Annotated in this window: 16 protein-coding genes; 7 read left to right on the top strand and 9 right to left on the bottom strand. The window is 47.0% G+C overall.

Going from position 1 to position 17,201, the window contains the following annotated elements:
- Positions 1-230: 230 nt before the first annotated feature.
- Both NDA03_RS24830 and NDA03_RS24825 read right to left on the bottom strand, forming a co-directional pair.
- A complete protein-coding gene (locus NDA03_RS24830; RefSeq protein ID WP_348239457.1) occupies positions 231-1,568 on the bottom strand; it encodes an ATP-binding protein in 1,338 nt (445 codons plus the stop codon).
- An 8-nt stretch (positions 1,569-1,576) separates the two neighbouring features.
- Positions 1,577-2,128, bottom strand: coding sequence for a heme NO-binding domain-containing protein (locus NDA03_RS24825; protein ID WP_348239456.1), 552 nt, complete (start codon positions 2,126-2,128; stop codon positions 1,577-1,579).
- 676 nt (positions 2,129-2,804) lie between these two features.
- Between NDA03_RS24825 and NDA03_RS24820 the strand changes: the two genes are divergently transcribed.
- Complete coding sequence (locus tag NDA03_RS24820; protein WP_190531224.1) at positions 2,805-3,005, top strand: hypothetical protein; 201 nt, start codon at positions 2,805-2,807, stop codon at positions 3,003-3,005.
- A 19-nt stretch (positions 3,006-3,024) separates the two neighbouring features.
- Here the strand turns inward: NDA03_RS24820 and NDA03_RS24815 are convergent, their stop codons facing one another.
- Both NDA03_RS24815 and NDA03_RS24810 read right to left on the bottom strand, forming a co-directional pair.
- Entirely contained in the window at positions 3,025-3,840 is an 816-nt protein-coding gene (locus tag NDA03_RS24815; protein ID WP_348239455.1) for an alpha/beta fold hydrolase, read from the bottom strand.
- An 887-nt stretch (positions 3,841-4,727) separates the two neighbouring features.
- On the bottom strand, positions 4,728-5,459 hold the full coding sequence (locus NDA03_RS24810; RefSeq protein ID WP_348239454.1) for a hypothetical protein: 732 nt from the start codon (positions 5,457-5,459) through the stop codon (positions 4,728-4,730).
- Positions 5,460-5,609: 150 nt separating this feature from the next.
- On the opposite strand from NDA03_RS24810, the gene NDA03_RS24805 reads away from it, so the two are divergent.
- The 6 genes from NDA03_RS24805 to NDA03_RS24780 all read left to right on the top strand — a co-directional run bounded on the left by NDA03_RS24805 (position 5,610) and on the right by NDA03_RS24780 (position 11,902).
- Complete coding sequence (locus tag NDA03_RS24805) at positions 5,610-6,293, top strand: response regulator transcription factor (protein WP_190525517.1); 684 nt, start codon at positions 5,610-5,612, stop codon at positions 6,291-6,293.
- Complete coding sequence (locus NDA03_RS24800; protein WP_348239453.1) at positions 6,290-7,759, top strand: ATP-binding protein; 1,470 nt, start codon at positions 6,290-6,292, stop codon at positions 7,757-7,759. Before NDA03_RS24805 ends, NDA03_RS24800 begins: the two co-directional genes overlap by 4 nt.
- A gap of 58 nt (positions 7,760-7,817) precedes the next feature.
- A complete protein-coding gene (locus NDA03_RS24795) occupies positions 7,818-7,991 on the top strand; it encodes a hypothetical protein (protein WP_348239452.1) in 174 nt (57 codons plus the stop codon).
- A gap of 213 nt (positions 7,992-8,204) precedes the next feature.
- Positions 8,205-10,289: an elongation factor G gene (gene fusA / locus NDA03_RS24790; protein ID WP_190412929.1), complete on the top strand. Its 2,085-nt coding sequence runs from the start codon at positions 8,205-8,207 to the stop codon at positions 10,287-10,289.
- Between the two features lie 224 nt (positions 10,290-10,513).
- Positions 10,514-10,867 (top strand): DUF6464 family protein, encoded by a 354-nt coding sequence (locus NDA03_RS24785; RefSeq protein ID WP_190412930.1) that lies wholly within the window; start codon positions 10,514-10,516, stop codon positions 10,865-10,867.
- Positions 10,868-11,152: 285 nt separating this feature from the next.
- Positions 11,153-11,902: an SDR family oxidoreductase gene (locus NDA03_RS24780; protein WP_348239451.1), complete on the top strand. Its 750-nt coding sequence runs from the start codon at positions 11,153-11,155 to the stop codon at positions 11,900-11,902.
- Positions 11,903-11,946: 44 nt separating this feature from the next.
- Here the strand turns inward: NDA03_RS24780 and NDA03_RS24775 are convergent, their stop codons facing one another.
- The 5 genes from NDA03_RS24775 to xylB all read right to left on the bottom strand — a co-directional run bounded on the left by NDA03_RS24775 (position 11,947) and on the right by xylB (position 17,201).
- Entirely contained in the window at positions 11,947-12,645 is a 699-nt protein-coding gene (locus NDA03_RS24775) for a glutathione binding-like protein (RefSeq protein ID WP_348239450.1), read from the bottom strand.
- Positions 12,646-12,759: 114 nt separating this feature from the next.
- Positions 12,760-13,590, bottom strand: coding sequence for a dienelactone hydrolase family protein (locus NDA03_RS24770; protein ID WP_190679385.1), 831 nt, complete (start codon positions 13,588-13,590; stop codon positions 12,760-12,762).
- Positions 13,591-13,936: 346 nt separating this feature from the next.
- Positions 13,937-14,509, bottom strand: coding sequence for a GNAT family N-acetyltransferase (locus tag NDA03_RS24765; protein WP_348239449.1), 573 nt, complete (start codon positions 14,507-14,509; stop codon positions 13,937-13,939).
- 212 nt (positions 14,510-14,721) lie between these two features.
- Entirely contained in the window at positions 14,722-15,549 is an 828-nt protein-coding gene (locus NDA03_RS24760) for a pentapeptide repeat-containing protein (RefSeq protein ID WP_348239448.1), read from the bottom strand.
- A 209-nt stretch (positions 15,550-15,758) separates the two neighbouring features.
- Positions 15,759-17,201, bottom strand: a complete 1,443-nt coding sequence (xylB, locus tag NDA03_RS24755) for a xylulokinase (RefSeq protein ID WP_348239447.1) — start codon at positions 17,199-17,201, stop codon at positions 15,759-15,761.

Below are 17,201 nucleotides of genomic sequence, written 5' to 3'. Positions count from 1 at the left end.
GCGTCAGAAGATTAATAAGAATTAAGCAATTTGCAGCATACTAGGTTCAGGGAGGAATTCACCTTTTGCAAGCTATGCATCCTCTTACATTTCGATTACGTTTTTACCATTACGAATTGCTTCCTCACGAGTTTTGCTATGAGTGCAAGACATAACAACGCGATCGCAAAATGGAATCGTGTGCGATCGCTCAGTAACTTTATCCCTTGACCTAGAGAAACATACTGCAATTAGGAAAGTGGAATTTTAATAGTAAATTCGGTTCCCTTTCCTACTTCAGAGATTACCTCGATTGAACCATGATGTTTTTCAATAATTTGATGGCTGATTGATAGTCCTAATCCTGTACCTTTGCCGATAGGTTTGGTCGTAAAGAATGGAGTAAAAATTTTCTCTTGAATTTCCAGAGGAATGCCTTTCCCATTATCTTGAATGCGAATACAGGCGTAATTCAATTCATTTACACTGGTTTGGATCGCAATCTGCTTGGATTTTATATCTGTCTCTAATAATTCATCAGCAGCATTAGAAAGAATATTCATGAAAACTTGGTTTAGCTGGGCTGGATAACACAAAACTTTTGGCAGACATCCATAGTTCCTAACAACCTCAACATCATGTTTCAGCTTGTGATTTAGAATTAATAATGTACTCTCAATTCCTTCATGTAAGTCCACATTTTTTTGTTCTGCTTCATCTAATCTAGAAAAGTTTCGTAATGACAAAATAATATCTCTAATGCGATGACCTCCCATTTCTACAGATGAGACGAGACTGGGTAAATCCTCCAGCAAAAACTCCAAGTCGATTTCCTTCATGTAATTAATGATTTCAGGAGAGGCTTGAGGAAAGTTTTTTTGATAGAGGTTGAGCAGGCTTATTAAATCCTTAACATAGTTGTTTATGTGGCTAAGATTACCGTTGATAAAGTTAAGCGGGTTGTTGACCTCATGGGCAATTCCTGCCATCATTTGCCCCAGTCCAGACATTTTTTCAGCTTGAATCAGTTGCGATTGAGTTTTCTGTAAGTTTTCGAGCGCTTGTTCTACGGTTTTAGCTCTCGCCTCTGCCAGGGAAGCGATCGCCTCTTTTTCTCTCAAAGCATCTTTTAATTTGGTCTGCTGCTCTGTCAGTTCGTCCATCAACTTACCCTTTGCTTGTAAAAGAAAGAGAAAGTCGGTAACAGAGTCGTGAATTGCAAAGTCTTTTAATTTAATTCCTAGTTGGTTTAACTGGCTAATTTCCGTAACGACCGGGGAACCCAGAAAAAAAATAACCTCGCTGTCAGTAATAGGCATCATCTGCCCTTTTAGAATCATTTCACTATCAAGCGATTTCAGCGTAAAGATACTATGAGATTGCTTACTAATAGCAGCAAAATTAGCATTTTGAATAATGGGACGCTTAATTTGGAAGCACTGGTCAAGTTGTGACCCGATGATTTGAGGAATAAGCCTCTGCAAAACCTCCCCCGATTGTACGATTGTGCGATCGCTCTTAAACACAAAATGAAAAGGAAAAGCTTGAGCAAACAATTGAGGAGGCAAAGTCAGATCGGGAGGGTGCATAGAAAGGCTCAGTGAGGCTTGTACTGAATTGAGAACTCATCATGGTCTGCACCCTCAGACTTACTTTGGATCTGCGTAACTTCAACAACCGTATCTAAACGTGTTCCTAATCCCTGCACTAATCCCACTACCATTGGAGCTAATCCCTCTCGGTGTGAATGATAGTGGAGGTGCAATGTTTGTTCTTCAACTTCGTTACAGGTGAAGGATGGAGGCTGTAGTTTCGGAAAACTGACTCCAATGCGGGTATGAAGATCGTCCAAATTCTCTAAAAATTCGGGAAGCGTATCACCGCTCATTGCCATTAGTTCCCCATACCCTTCTTCAGCGGTGTATTGAACCCAGAACTCTCCAAAAGCTTGCATGATTTCTGAAGCAGATAAACCTAAAACAAGACTTGCAGCTTTTACAAGTCTGTGGGTCACATCATCCGGGTAAGACTCCATGCTGATGAATGCATCCACCTCGACCTCAGACTTATGGTGAATCTCTTTCCAGGTTTCTTCACCGAAGCGACTACACACCATATCGTGAATTGCTTTGTTGACTAAGCCGTACATAAAATCTCCTGTAGTGCTGTTTTAGACTTTTTCATAATTTGCCTGCAACCCTCGTGAGATTGAGTTGCTGGAATCGGCTGACACAATCTTTTCTTTAGAGCGCCTACTTCTAAGATAACTGCACCAAGTTTGGTACTACTGGAGCCTTATAGCTTTACTACTTAAGAGCGATCTCTCCTCATTCCTTCCCTAGCTGCTGCACAAAGGCAGTATGTTGTGGTGCAGCCAACCCTGACTGGCACTATAGGCACGTTTTTTATCACCTACAGCGATCGCGCCGAACGACAGAAAGCTGCATTGAGATTGTTAGACCGCCGTGTATAATAACTAAACACTCAAGTCCAGCTATTAGCTAAACACTTCCTTTAAATGTGTTCTCAAACTTTCAATATTGTTCCACCGAGACATTAGGCTGGGACTGGCTAACGATTTTGCTTTAGTATCTTGCCACCCCCAATCTGCTCTCATGACATCTTTATCGAGGGGCATACGGTGAGGATCGCTGAAATCAGCAACGCAATCTACCTTCACCCATCTGAAAATGCCCCATTCACCCAGTTTCCATTGAGATTGATCTTCACTTCCTTCCTTGACCAGTTCAACTATGTGCGTTAGATGTGGAATACAACGAGGCTATCCCAAGGTTCCTAATTCAGCCAACAGCTTTGTACCCTAAATCGTTGAGATTTCTATCAAACTAACTCGATTCCAACTTCCCCAGGCGGTTCAAACACACTTGCAATCTTTGTTGGCTCGTCAGGATAAGGGTCATACGCCGTCTCCAGCAGAACAACAAGAAGCAGAAGGACTTGTTGAACTGGCAGAATTTTTATCCTTACTATATTTGCCCTCAACGCGGGTGATGAAGCAAGCATAGATGACAACGGATTTCTTAGTTAGACGACTGCTAGGCAGGTATCGAGTGCTGTAGCAAACGGCTCAGGCGCATCAAGCATGAGCCAGTGTCCTGTAGCGGGTAGAGTGATTGTGGTTAGTGCTGGACGGAGGACGTGAAGGCTGAACGGCGAGTTATTCGACGGAGCAAGAATAGCGTGAGCGCGTGCCCCTGGCGAAGCGAGGTACTCATCAAGAGCTTCTAGTGCTTTAAAGGCAAACAAACCGCGAGACGTTCCAAGCAGCCGATCCTTTGGGGTGGCGGCAAGGCGGGCGAGTATTTGCTCTTGCGTTGCCGAGGTGCTTCCTGCCAGTGCGTTGCGGAAAGAGTCTTCCAGCACTGCTCGCCAGTCGTTAGTTGCCAGCGCTGCTTGCATCGGAGCTATTTGTGACTGATATACCTCTGTGGGGAACTGAGTGCAATCGATTGGTGGATCTACCAGCACCAACTGCGCGATCGCGTTAGGTTTAGCCGCCGCCGCAGCGAGTGCGACGCAAGCTCCGAAGCTGTGCCCAACGAGCGCGATATGCTCAAGTCCAAGGGCTTCTAATACAGCCAAGAGATCGGCTGCACACGAGGCGGGAGAGTAGTCATCATCCTCAGGCAGTGAGGAAGCACCGTGTCCCCGCAAATCGATCGCGATCGCACGTCGAGTCCGGGCGGCATAAGCAAGTTGTTCATCCCAGAGGTCTGCGGAACACGCCATACCATGCACAAACACTACTGGCAGTAGCTTGCATTCCATAGTGGTGACAGGTGCAGCGGCTTCAAGGATATGAATGCTAATGTTCTGAGCAGCGAGAGTTATTAAGTTCATACTGCTTTCCCTTGAGCCTTAATTGCTTCAGATAATCGCCATTACCCTACAGATTAATCTTAAAGCATTGTCTCTAGTCCAATTGCTGCTCAAACACTGGTCAAGCACCTCAAATACACAAACTGCTGTTCCTGTCCCTGCTATGTGATTAGCCCTGCTTACTGCTCCCATTCTACTTGAACAGGCTTTATCTCCTGTTCGTTGAATGCGGTGAGGCTAGCTCTCAGATTCCCATTTGACCAGTGTATGGCTGTGAGATGATACTTGTAGTCTTCTCCGTATTTAGCGCGATAATTGTACATTTGTTTTAAGGTCTAACGGCTAGTGTTATCGATTGCAGATCAGCTTGAACTCAGCACAAGAAGCATTAGTCAATCCGGTACACGCAGTTGTTAGCCATGCCACTAAACAAGTTAAAGTTCCATTTGCATATTACAACCCTCATAAGGGCAAGGTCGTCCAACTCCTTTCCGAAACTATGACTATCTAAACGAATTTGATATGACCTCAAAAGTGTTCCCAATTTAAAATCCCGGCACTCGTATCCTGAATGCCGGGAAAGATTTAAGTCGCTGAGCCTATATGAGAGATTTCCCGGTTCCGTAGAATCAATCTGATGCTGTGAGGTTTTTCCACTAAACTACCCCTGCATAATTAGAGCAGGGGACGGGATTTGAACCCGCGTCTCGCTAGCCTTGTTCTACAGAGAATGATACAGGGAGCGATTTTTAAAATGAGATTGGAGCAATAGCTTGAGCTTTATTCTGAGCTTAATGCGCTAGGGCGGCTTTACCATTTGCCTACCCCCAGATAAACTGGGGGGCAGGAATCGAACCTGCAAATCCCTACTCGCTAAAAATGAACTTGTACTCCAAATCCAGTGTAGTTTAATCTGCAAATAAATAGCCAAAAATCGCATTAGCAACTTGCCGCTGCTGCACTTCCTTGCTATTGGCTTCTTCTCTAGCTTGAATCACGGCTTTTTGTAACATATCCACTCTACGCAGCATTCGATTCACGCGGTCTTGAGGAAGTGCCCCTGAGAACTCAATCAAACTCCAGGTTCCTTCCACAATATCTTTGGAAACCTCCTTGATTTGGGCAGGGTGATGTTCCGTTGCTTCATAGGCAACGACAAAATCAGTAATTTTCTTGGTTTTCACAGTTTCTTTGGGACTGGTGACGTAGCATCCTCGATTGGGGTCATGCTGCCAGTCTTTGTCAATCGAAAGCACTGGCAGCGAAGCAATGAACGTCTTCACATCCTGAAGCTGCTTTTCAAGAAATAATAAATAGGAAACAGGAACCTCTGCAACAATAGTCTGTCCATCTACTGTGACAGATGCTTTAGCCTCAGTATTAGCGTAGTCCTGAGTAGCTGCTAGGTCTAAAAATTCAGAGCAAGATTGCACAAACTTTTCGATCAAATCCTCAGCCTTCAGCGTCAGTTTTTGCGATTCAGGAGGATATACAAATCCATCCTCTTCTCTAGGCTGGTAAGTTCTGATCAATCCTTGAAATAATGTATTCTTCTGACCCAGTTGCGATACTTCGGCTTTGCCTTTGTTGGCATTTGCTTTAACAGATTGCAACACAGCGATCAACTGATTTAGCTTCATAGAATTACCAAAATTGGTCAATTCAATTATTGCCTAGCCGATAGAGCTAACTTCTGAATTTGCAGGGAAAACTTATTGGAACAGGTGGCTTACAGATAACCACAGGTTAAACTGAATAAACGCCCAAGCCGTCCGACGCATGAGAAACCCATGCATATTCTGTTCGTTGAAGATGAAGCGAAAATTGCCAACTTCGTCCGAGCTGGATTGAAGGAACAGGGATTTGTCGTCGATTACTGTGACAACGGAGACGAGGGGTATACTCGCGCCTTGGACAACGAGTATGACGCGCTCGTGCTTGACATCATGGTGCCGGGAAAAGATGGTTTGTCTATCCTCAAGGGCCTGCGCCGGAAAGGACAGAATGTTCCAGTCATTTTGTTGACTGCTCGTAATGAATTGGATGACCGACTTGAAGGTCTAAATTTGGGTGCTGACGACTATATCGCGAAACCATTTTTTGTTGAAGAACTCGTTGCCCGGATTCATGCAGTGATACGTCGGACTGCGGGCGATCGCCAAAATCTAGTCTGCGTTGGTCCCATCAAACTGGATCGCATCACGCGAGAAGCCACTTGCAATCAACATATCGTTGAACTCACCACCCGCGAGTTTAACCTCTTGGAATACCTAATGCGATCGCCTGGACGAGTCTTCACCCGAACGCAAATCTTGGAACACATCTGGGGCTATGACTTTAATCCCAATACCAACGTGGTCGATGTGTGCGTTCAACGGATTCGTAAAAAAATTGACTCTATCGGTGGCGCGGGTTGGATTGAAAGCATTCGCGGCGTTGGATATCGATTTCGTCAATCAGAGTCTCAAGAGTGAAGCTGCGTTCTTTCCGTATCCGGATTGCTCTATTGTCTGCTGTTCTGGCAGGTAGCGCCCTCATTGGGTTTGGATTAATTTCCTGGTGGCTGATTTATGAGGCAAAGGTGAGCCGTCTGGATGCAGAATTGGAAAGCCAATTGATGCGGGTAAGTCGCCCTCGACCGCGTGGCTGGCAGTCTTATGAAGACTCACTTGGGCAGTTGTTTAGAACCGATACAAAAACAGCGATCGCCTTACTAATAATCGGTGCAGATAACAATGTGCTGTATCGTTCCGAGCAATGGACTGCCGATCTCGATACCAAAAACCTTTGGACATCGCACCCCCAATTGCTGCCGTTTCCATCACCCCCTTCCGAGCGGCCAACAGCCCCCTTTTCCGAAGCCAACCCGCCATTTCCAGAGCGATCGCAACCGCCGCCGGATCGACCCCCGCCTACGCCTCGATTCGTTACTCAGCGCACCGCAAGCGGAACATGGCGGATTGGTGCCGTTACAACACCTTTTGCTCAAATTGCGATCGCAGTGAGTTTAAACGCGATCGCAACTGAGATGGTCGTCATCCGCAACATCTTCCTGATTTCAATTCCAGGGGTACTTCTGCTTGTAGCCGGAGGTGCATGGGCAATTGCTGGAAGCAGCTTGCATTCCATCCGACGACTAACCACGAGTATTGGGAATGTCACCGCTAGCGGTTTGGAACAACGGATTCCTATCGGGACAACGGATGTTGAATTTGTCGAGTTAATTCAGGTTTTTAACAAAATGTTGGAACGCCTGGAACGCAGTTTCAAACAAGCGTCCCGCTTTAGTGGAGATGCTGCCCACGAACTCAAGACTCCGCTAGCGATATTGCAAGGGGAACTGGAACGCACCTTGCAACAAGCCGATCCGGGTTCCGAGGTGCAACAAAGCTTGAGCAATTTGCTGGATGAAGTGCGCCGACTGACGGGGATTGTGCGTAAACTGTTGCTGCTTTCTCTAGCGGATGCCGGACAAATGAACCTGCATCGAGTTGAGGTGGATTTGTCTGGCTTGTTAACTGAGATGCTGGAAGATATCGAACTGCTAGCACCGCATCTGGAGATTCAAACAGAAATTGCTGATAGTTTGCGCGTAAAGGGCGATCGCGACTTACTCATTCAAGTCTTGCAAAACTTGATTAGCAATGCCATTAAATATAATCTCCCGAATGGCTGGATTCGGATTCAGGCTCGTCGTCAGAGTACAGCTGTGTTGATTACCATCAGTAATTGCTCTCAAGAGATTCCTCTGGATGAGCGAAACCGAATTTTTGACCGTTTCTATCGCGGCGATCCAGCCCGAACCCGCAAAGTAGAGGGAATTGGATTAGGACTGAGCTTGGCGCGGGAAATTGCGCGATCGCATCGTGGTAATCTGACGCTTGACCCGACATTATCTGGACAGACCGCATTCACTCTAACCTTACCAGTAGGCTTGTAAAAGCAGCGTTCTTTTTGTACAGAGCCAGCTTTCCCGTTACTCAGTTTTCGTTGAGAATATGCCTTCAATCGCGAAAGCGATCGCTTTCGGGTTTCTCGAAACTGCTAACCGCTCCAACAAGAGCCGCACAAGCACAATACTAGAGCCGCCAGCCAGCGAACTCCGAACCTCTGGCTTGGTAGAGAACAGTGAAATTGGCGCGGTCGCACTTTTGCGGCTGCGATATCGCTGATGCAAATATGTCTAATCTCTCTAACCACTGTCACCTTGACATTCCACAATTTACAATTAGTAATGTCGCCAGAGAAACGCAAAAGGATTTCTTTGTATTCCGCGTAATTGAAATCCAGCCTGCACTGGCTACAAAGGCAATATTGATTTCCTGGCTTGTAATGCTTGCAGGTGGTCGCCAACGGTTCGTTGTATTTACTCTAGAGACCAATTTATGAAAGACCTGACTCGTTATCGAAACATTGGCATCTTCGCTCATGTCGATGCTGGCAAGACCACCACAACTGAAAGAATCCTGAAGCTGACAGGTAAAATCCACAAAATTGGTGAAGTACACGAAGGCGCGGCGACGACGGACTTCATGGAACAGGAGCAAGAGCGCGGGATTACGATCCAGTCAGCTGCGACTACCTGTTTCTGGAACGATCACCAACTGAACATCATTGATACCCCAGGACACGTTGATTTCACCATTGAGGTCTATCGTTCCCTGAAGGTTCTCGATGGTGGTATTGGTGTTTTCTGTGGTTCAGGTGGAGTCGAACCACAATCTGAAACCAACTGGCGCTACGCCAACGACTCCAAAGTCGCTCGTATCGTCTACATCAACAAGCTCGATCGCACGGGCGCTGATTTTTACCGAGTCGTCAAGCAAGTCGATCAAGTGCTTGGAGCCAAGCCACTGGTAATGGTGCTGCCAATTGGCATTGAAGAACAGTTTTGCGGCGTGGTCGATCTGCTGACCCGTAAGGCATGGGTGTGGGACAACTCTGGCGATCCGATGAACTATAAGATCAAAGATGTTCCTACCGACATGGTCGATCAGGTCGAGACCTACCGCGAACAGTTGATTGAGCTAGCGGTTGAGCAGGACGATGCTGTGATGGAACAGTATCTCGAAGGGGAAGAGCCGTCGATGGAGGATATTAAGCGTTGTATCCGCAAGGGTACTCGCGACTTGGCGTTTTTCCCGACCTACTGCGGCTCGTCGTTTAAGAATAAGGGCGTTCAGTTGGTGCTGGATGCCGTGGTTGACTACCTGCCGAACCCGATGGAGGTCAAACCGCAGCCAGAGATCGATCTGGAAGGGAATGAAACAGGCAGCTTTGCGCTTGTCGATCCAGACAAACCATTGCGGGCACTCGCGTTTAAGATCATGGACGATCGCTTCGGTGCTTTAACCTTCACGCGCTTGTACTCCGGGACATTGTCCAAAGGCGATACCGTACTGAACACCGCGACAGGTAAGACTGAGCGGGTCAGCCGTTTAGTTGAGATGCATGCGAATTCTCGCGAAGAGATCGACTCAGCTCAGGCGGGTGACATTGTGGCAATCGTCGGCATGAAGAACATCCGAACCGGACACACCATCTGCGATCCCAAGAATCCCGCGACGCTGGAGCCAATGGTCTTTCCAGAACCCGTCATCTCCATTTCGGTCAAACCGAAGCAAAAGGGGGGTGAAGAAAAGATGGTCGCCGCGCTCACTAAGATGGTGCAAGAAGACCCGTCTTTCCATATGGTGACAGATGAGGAGAGCGGCGAAACAATTCTCAAGGGGATGGGTGAGCTACATCTCGACATCAAGGTGGACATTCTGAAGCGCACCCACGGGGTTGAAGTTGAGGTGGGTAAACCTCAAGTAGCCTACCGCGAGTCGATTACGAAACGCCTCGAAGACAGCTACGTCCACAAGAAGCAGTCTGGTGGTTCTGGTCAATTTGCCAAAATTGGCTATGTAATTGAGCCGGGTGAACCAGGCAGCGGCTTCCAATTTGAGTCAAAGGTGACAGGTGGTACCGTGCCGAGAGAGTATTGGCCAGCAGTAGAAAAAGGCTTTGAAAGCTGCGTCGATCGCGGTGTATTGGCTGGGTTCCCCTGCATGGACTTAAAGTTCACGCTGCTTGAAGGGGGTTTCCACCCGGTAGACTCGTCAGCAATGGCGTTTGAGATTGCTGCAAAAGCCGCTTATCGGCAGTCTGTTCCTAAGGCTGCGCCTCAGCTGCTCGAACCAATTATGAATGTTGATGTCTTCGCACCAGATGATTACATGGGCGATATCATCGGCGATCTTAACCGCCGCCGAGGGATGATGAAATCTCAGGAGACAAATCAGACGGGGGCACGCATTAAGGCAGATGTGCCTTTGAGCGAAATGTTTGGATACATTGGCGATCTGCGTACCATGACATCTGGGCGCGGACAGTTCTCAATGTCGTTCTCACACTATGCTCCTTGCCCCAGTAACATCGCAGAAGAGGTGATCAAGGAAGCCAAAGAGCGTCAGGCTGCACACTAGGGCATTGGCTCCGATGAAGCGATTTGTCGGAGCCAATAACCGATAGCAATCCTCAATCAGTCGTGAGATTTTTGCGTAGTGTGAGCGTCCTGCTTGCGTTGAATCCCAGGCAAGATGACCGCACTACGTATTCTTATGACTTTTCTTAGGACTTAAATAGGACTGCTGTATATAGACGTGAATTTGATGCAAATTTTCTGGCGGTCTGTCGATATTAATTTGTTATGAAGCTGAATCCTTTGCCTACAGAAGTCATTCTGAGCCATCCCCGTTCTACCCTGAGTCATCTATATCTAGACTGGAATCCTGAGCCTGGAGCCTATTTAGAAGTCGAGGGTCAAACATATATGGTTTTAGAACGTAGGCATCGCTATCTGCTCAAATCGGGTCGTTATCAGCTTCACAAAATTGCTCTTTACGTTCAAAAGTTCGATACCCCGGCAGAGTGTAGTCTGTTGGACGGGCGCTGGGTAATCGGAGATATCACCTGCTCATACAATGCTCGCTCTGAGTTGCTTCGATGTACGATTAATCCCAGTGGGCCTTGCGATCGCTGCGTTCATTATCAGCCCTTTTAGAATCGCTCTTTATCCCATCAGTTGAGGCTTAATGCCATCTTCGGGTTGCTACAACGATTCGAGCAATAAAGAGCCATTTTATATAAAAAAGTTTAAACTTTGTCTTGCCAACGGATGACGTGACGTACTTCGCTCAGAAGCCCTGAATCCTAGTAGCGTCGGTAGTTATATCAATCTGCATCGATAAAGGTAAAGCCAAATCGTTTCTGCTTAACCTTCTGCTAGCAGATATTCTATCGTTTTCACAGTAGGAGCTAGACGCAGCTTAGAAATTAAGGAGTATGGATGACTGGGAAATTAGACGGAAAAGTGGCAATCGTCACTGGTGCGTCAGCTGGCATTGGTGAGGCGACTGCGATCGCCTTAGCAGTAGAAGGCGCTAGCGTAGTAATTGCAGCACGACGTTTTGACCGACTGAATGCGATCGCAGATGGCATTGCAGCGACGGGTGGAAAAGCATTGCCAATCGTGGCAGATATCACGGATGAAACTCAAGTTCAGAACCTAGTGCAAAAAGCCAACGCACAATTTGGTCGAGTCGATATTCTCGTCAACAATGCGGGCATTGCTTTGTCAGGTAATATTGAGGGAGCAAATACCTCTGACTGGCGACGCATGATCGATCTCAACGTTCTGGGATTGATGTATGCAACTCATGCGGTTCTTCCTATCCTGAAGGCACAAGGATCGGGACATATCGTTAACATTTCATCCGTTGCAGGTCGAACCGCACGAGTAGGAATCGGTGGCTACAATGCGACAAAATGGGGAGTCAATGGCTTCTCGGAATCGTTGCGCCAGGAAGTATGCAAGCACAACATTCGCGTCACCATCATCGAACCAGGCATGGTGGATACGGAAATCGACAGCCACATTACCGATCCAATAGCCAAACAGCGCACCGAAGAACGGCGTAAATCGATAGTACCCCTGCAAAGCGAGGACGTTGCAGCCGCGATCGTTTATGCCGTTACTCAGCCGCCGCGCGTGAATATCAACGAAATTCTAATTCGACCCACCGATCAAGACTGGTAGATCGCAAATAGCGAAGCGGCTGTTTCTGTGAGAACCGCTTAAATTTAGCGCTTGACCGTATCGGCGGACTGATTGAACAACAGATCCCGCGCCTGATCTGGACTGATTACTTGATCTTTAAAAGCTTCTGCTTTCTCATAAGCGCGAATGGTTGCAGGACGGGCTTTTATCGCTTCAAACCAGCGTTGCAGGTGGGGAAAATCTTCGATCTTTTGGTTTTGCTTTTCGTAGGGCACGATCCAGGGATAAGCAGCGATATCGGCGATCGAATAATCACCGGCAATAAATTCGCGATCGCTTAATCGTTTATTCAACACTGCATACAAACGTCCTGTTTCATTCACATAGCGGTTAATCGCATAGGGAATTTTTTCAGGGGCGTATTGAGTGAAATGATGGTTTTGTCCTGCCATCGGTCCGAGTCCGCCCATCTGCCAAAATAGCCATTGCAGAACCTCTGCGCGATCGCGAATATTTGCTGAAATCAACTTTCCGGTTTTTTCTGCTAAATACAGCAGAATTGCACCAGACTCGAAAACAGAAATCGGTTCGCCACCCTCAGCAGGTTCGCGATCCACGATTGCAGGGATGCGATTGTTGGGGGAAATCTTGAGAAACTCTGGTTTAAACTGATCGCCGGTGCCAATGTTGATCGGAACTAGGGTGTAGGGTAGCCCGACTTCCTCCAGAAACATAGTAATTTTGTGTCCGTTTGGCGTCGTCCAATAGTAAAGGTCGATCATGATGATGTCTCCTGAATATTACAAAGATTAGGTTTTAGCGATTGCTTTCAGCGCCGAACTGACAGCTCAAAGATAATTAATGTATGGTTGCCATGCGCTGAATGTCTCCAAATCCTACACGCCATGCTGCTTAAACCATGCCTGGAGGCGTTTCCAACCATCTTTGGCTTCTTTCTCCCGGTAAGAGGGGCGATAATCGGCAAAAAAGGCGTGGGGTGCGTTGGGGTAGACAATGATGTCAGATTTGCTGCTGCTGGACTTCAGGCGATCGCGCATCTGCTCTACTGTATCCAGGGTAATCCCCGTATCCTTGCCACCATAGAGTCCGAGAATCGGGACACTCAGCGCCGAGGCTATATCGACGGGATGTTTGGGTGTCAGTTCGGTAGCATTGCCCACCAGACGCCCGTACCAAGCCACGCCTGCCTTGACTTGGGGATTGTGCGCTGAGTACAGCCAGGTAATGCGTCCGCCCCAGCAAAAGCCGGTAATCGCCAATTTATCGGCATTCCCCTCGGCTGACTTTACCGCCCAGTCTACCGTAGCATCCAGATCGGAAAGCACTTGGGCATCCGGTACTTTGGCGACTACTTGGCGAATTTCATCAACGTTGCTTAACTTTAAAACATCGCCCTGACGCACAAACAATTGGGGTGCGATCGCTAGGTACCCCAATTTGGCAAAGCGACGGCAAACATCCTGAATATGCTCGTGTACGCCAAAGATTTCCTGAATCACCAAGACAATCGGGAAATTTCCACTTTTTGCTGGCATCGCCCTGTAAGCTGGAATTTCGCCATCTTTAACTGGAATTTTCACTGCACCCGTGACTAATCCCTTGGCATCAGTCGCAATCGTTTTGGCAGAAATGGGTTGCACTGCTAGGGCAAAACCTGTTGTCAGGGTAGCCGTAACCATAAATTGGCGGCGCGTGATTTCTTTCATTCTCTTTACCTTGAGCTATGCAGTCTCAATCCTAGTTAAGGAGGAAATGAGCTGTAACCAAACAGCCATTAGGCAGATGCAATAGCTAGGAAATCTAATTATCAAGATCGAAAACAAGTGTAAACAAAAAATAAAGTTGTTGACTAGAAAATAAATTTCTACTTAAAAAATAAAGCTTTCCACGGGTAAATACCTGGGGTAGTTGGGAAGTTATGGATAGGACGCGATCGCCCTCAGCTAACCCACCTGTCAACCACTGGACACGCGCCGCTACTGTGTGCGAGGCGATCGCATAGAAACACAAGTTTCGGCTTTAATCAAACAGATGCGCTCTTAAAGAAATTGGTTAGGAAGGTGGCAAAGGTGGAACTGCGAATCCAAGTATGAAGTAGAATTGACCGTTAAACTCAAACTCTCTGAGCATCTCCATACCAAGTTTTTGAGTATGCGCCCGAAGACTTCGCAAATTGTCCTTGACTACGAAAGCAACGCCAGCATTGAACTGTGTGGCGACTTGAGCTAGAAGTGCTTGAAATAAACCTTGTAAGATACCACTTCCACGGTAAGCAGTTGCAACACAAACCGGACCATACCAAAAGGAATGATAATTGCTTAAAGGTTGCCCATAAAACATTATGTCTGGATACAAGCTCATTATATATTTGAGCAAGGGAATCTCCTGAGAGTATTCTTGAGTTGTTGCACAAACATATCCAACCACTAGGTTCTCCTGCTCAGCAACCATTACTGCCAAATTTTCGTTGAGCGCTGCCAGATGAAAATCATCCTTAAAGTCAATTGATAGAAAGCCATTCTGCCTCTCTAGCTCAGACAAGTTAGACACGAGATTCTTTCTATGCAAAGCGAGAATTTCAGGATAATCAGCCGCTAATGCTCGTCTAAAAATGATGTTCGTCATGTTTATTATATCTCTTGCAAATTAGCTCAAAAATAGGTGTGAACGCCGTAATATAGCAATCTTTTTAAAGCTGTAAACAGGTATTTTTCCTAATTTAGAGACGCGATGTATTTTGTTTTTATTGAAATTTACGCATTATTTAAGATTGTTATAAGCTGTAATACTACTTGCCTGCGGCTATTGAAAAGTTAAAATTTATTCTTCAATAAAATTCAGTCTATGAATTGAGTTAGTACACGTTCCAACTCATCCGGTTGAAAAGTACCCTCAGCAGGTTGCCGATTCTGGTGCGCTGGTTCCAAATAAAGGTATTCACAATAAATATTCGTAAATTGAGTGTGGCGTTTAATCGCCCAATCAAAGATACAAGCTCCTGTCAACACAGCAAAGGAAAAATCTGTATTTTGAATCGCACAATGACTGAAGTTGGCATCGGTTAAGTTCGCTTTCCTAAAGGACGTTCCAGGATTACTTTGAATCGCTTGAATTAGCCATTTGAGAATACGGAAGGTCAAGAACGCGGAAACGAACATCAGCAGTAGGAGGAACAATCCTTGAACGATTGCTCCATCAACGAAGCCAAGGATGCTAACAATCACAAGCCCAAGGGTGAGCGTCACCATTACTGCAAACAGTACAGCAATAGCTGCAATGTTCAAGAAACTCGTGATTTGTGGAAAGCGGAAAGCAATCTTATCCCGGATGAAGCTGCCAAAAACGAGAGCCAATATAGGAAGCGCACTGAAAAAGAAGTTGAGTCCCTTATTGGAGCGATCGCCCAACAATACCATTGACACTTGGGCAGCGATCGCGCTGAAGACAAGTAAAACAACTGGACCAACGATAGCGGCAGCAACTAGAATATTTACCTGGCGGCGGCTCTGCCCCGTTTTGACCCTCTCAAACGTTGCCCCAATTAAGGTCGCCCCGGTGAAATTGCACCCCCGCAAGTCAGAGCCACTGAAGTCTGCGTCAGCCAAGTCCTGCCCTTTGAAAGAGCAATTTTGCAAGTTTCGGTTGGCGTAGTTTCGATTGGTCATTATTTGCTGGCTTCGTCAGTATCAACAGCTACAGAGTATATTTTCATAAAATTGCCCGATGGTAGGATTTACGCATTGACAGAAGCCAAGTTCTGGGCAGTCGCCCAGCTTCTTTTCTAGGGGTTTCAGGATGAAGTCAGGCGCTACCTGAAGAGACAGATTTCAGTTTATACCCATTTTAAATTAACCTTCTTGAGGCATAACTTCTCTCAGATTTTTTTAAGTTGTGGATAAAGGGATTGATATCGCATCCAAGCCTCTTCTAAGTTTGAATCAACTGATTGGGGAGTTGCAGCAAGCGTTGGGGTGGCTGCCAGTTTGAGCGTGTCATTAGCATCTACGTATACACCAATTCCGATACCCGCCAATAGAGCAGCACCACGCGCGGAAGCAGCAGCAACGGTAGTTGCATAGAGGGGTATTCTCAATACATCAGTTAGTAATTGTTTCCAAGGCATTTCTGCCGTTCCACCGCCGGCTAAACGCAGTTGTGTCGCTTTAAAACCTGTTGCCTCTAGTGCTTCAAAACCTTGTCGCAAGGCAAAAGCAACTCCCTCTAAAGCCGCCCGCATCAGGTGCGCTTGTGTGTGATGAAGTCCAAGCCCTACCCATGCCCCACGTACATAGGGGTCAAGATGTGGAGTTCGCTCGCCTGTGAGATATGGCAAGAATGTCAACCCTTCACATCCTGGGGGAACAGAAAACGCTTGAGTATAGACTTGCTGCCAACTCAAGCCGAGGATACCTCGCACCCACTCAAGCGCTAACCCCGCATTTTGCATAGCTGCAAGGGTGTACCACTGGTTCGGTACGGCGGCTCGATAGAGATGTGTACGACCATGAGGATCGATAATGGGTTGGGAGCGAGGTGTAATGATTTGAGCGCCTGTGCCGATGGTTAGTTGAACCAAACCAGGCTCTAGTAGTCCGTTACCAAGTGCCGCCGCTGCCGTATCCGCAGCACCAGCGATAACGGGTAAACCAACTCTTAAGCCAAGATGCTCTGAAGCATCAGTTGTTAGATAACCTGCGATCGCACTAGAGGGGATAATTTTTGGTAACCAATCACAACGTAGATTCAGCGCTGAGATTGCATCCCCAGCCCAGTTGTCCGACACAACATCGTAAAGCAAAGTACCGCTAGCATCAGATGGTTCGGTTGCAACTTCTCCAGTCATCCGTAACCGCAGCCAATCTTTTGGCTGAAGTGCCCAACGCGCTTCGGTGTAGACAGTAGGCTCGTATTCTCGTAGCCACAACAAAGTTGGTCCTGCCATTCCAGCCGTAATCGGGTTGCCCAAGCGCTCTAGAAGAGTGGCATCGAGCGAATGATAAGTGTTAAGCGTGGCACTAGAGCGAGTATCTGCCCAGAGGATAGCAGGACGCAGAGGCTGACCCGACTCCGAAGCTAGGACAACACCATGCATTTGTCCTGAAAGTGCGATCGCCTGTACCTGCTCGGTGCGATCTCCCACTGCCTTCCTCACAGCCGAGGCAACAGCTAACCACCAATCCCCTGGCTCAGACTCAGCCCATCCGGGGTGAGGTGCATGAACAGGATAGGAGTTTGACGCCTCACCTATAGTGGTTCCGTCTGTCGCTAGGAGCAATGCCTTAGCAGAGCCTGTTCCTAAATCAATGCCAAGCAGCAT

This window comes from Trichocoleus sp. Lan, from assembly GCF_039961855.1.
Classification (GTDB): Bacteria; Cyanobacteriota; Cyanobacteriia; order Cyanobacteriales; family FACHB-T130; genus FACHB-T130.
The sequence above is the reverse complement of the archived record's forward strand: the minus strand, read 5'-3'. Positions and strand labels throughout refer to the sequence as shown.

Excerpts from the sequence above, each read along its gene's own strand:
- NDA03_RS24830 (WP_348239457.1), bottom strand. The coding sequence starts at position 1,568 with ATGCACCCTCCCGATCTGACTTTGCCTCCTCAATTGTTTGCTCAAGCT.
- NDA03_RS24825 (WP_348239456.1), bottom strand. The coding sequence starts at position 2,128 with ATGTACGGCTTAGTCAACAAAGCAATTCACGATATGGTGTGTAGTCGC.
- NDA03_RS24815 (WP_348239455.1), bottom strand. The coding sequence starts at position 3,840 with ATGAACTTAATAACTCTCGCTGCTCAGAACATTAGCATTCATATCCTT.
- NDA03_RS24810 (WP_348239454.1), bottom strand. The coding sequence starts at position 5,459 with ATGAAGCTAAATCAGTTGATCGCTGTGTTGCAATCTGTTAAAGCAAAT.
- NDA03_RS24805 (WP_190525517.1), top strand. The coding sequence starts at position 5,610 with ATGCATATTCTGTTCGTTGAAGATGAAGCGAAAATTGCCAACTTCGTC.
- NDA03_RS24795 (WP_348239452.1), top strand. The coding sequence starts at position 7,818 with ATGCCTTCAATCGCGAAAGCGATCGCTTTCGGGTTTCTCGAAACTGCT.
- fusA (WP_190412929.1), top strand. The coding sequence starts at position 8,205 with ATGAAAGACCTGACTCGTTATCGAAACATTGGCATCTTCGCTCATGTC.
- NDA03_RS24785 (WP_190412930.1), top strand. The coding sequence starts at position 10,514 with ATGAAGCTGAATCCTTTGCCTACAGAAGTCATTCTGAGCCATCCCCGT.
- NDA03_RS24780 (WP_348239451.1), top strand. The coding sequence starts at position 11,153 with ATGACTGGGAAATTAGACGGAAAAGTGGCAATCGTCACTGGTGCGTCA.
- NDA03_RS24775 (WP_348239450.1), bottom strand. The coding sequence starts at position 12,645 with ATGATCGACCTTTACTATTGGACGACGCCAAACGGACACAAAATTACT.
- NDA03_RS24770 (WP_190679385.1), bottom strand. The coding sequence starts at position 13,590 with ATGAAAGAAATCACGCGCCGCCAATTTATGGTTACGGCTACCCTGACA.
- NDA03_RS24765 (WP_348239449.1), bottom strand. The coding sequence starts at position 14,509 with ATGACGAACATCATTTTTAGACGAGCATTAGCGGCTGATTATCCTGAA.
- NDA03_RS24760 (WP_348239448.1), bottom strand. The coding sequence starts at position 15,549 with ATGACCAATCGAAACTACGCCAACCGAAACTTGCAAAATTGCTCTTTC.
- xylB (WP_348239447.1), bottom strand. The coding sequence starts at position 17,201 with ATGCTGCTTGGCATTGATTTAGGAACAGGCTCTGCTAAGGCATTGCTC.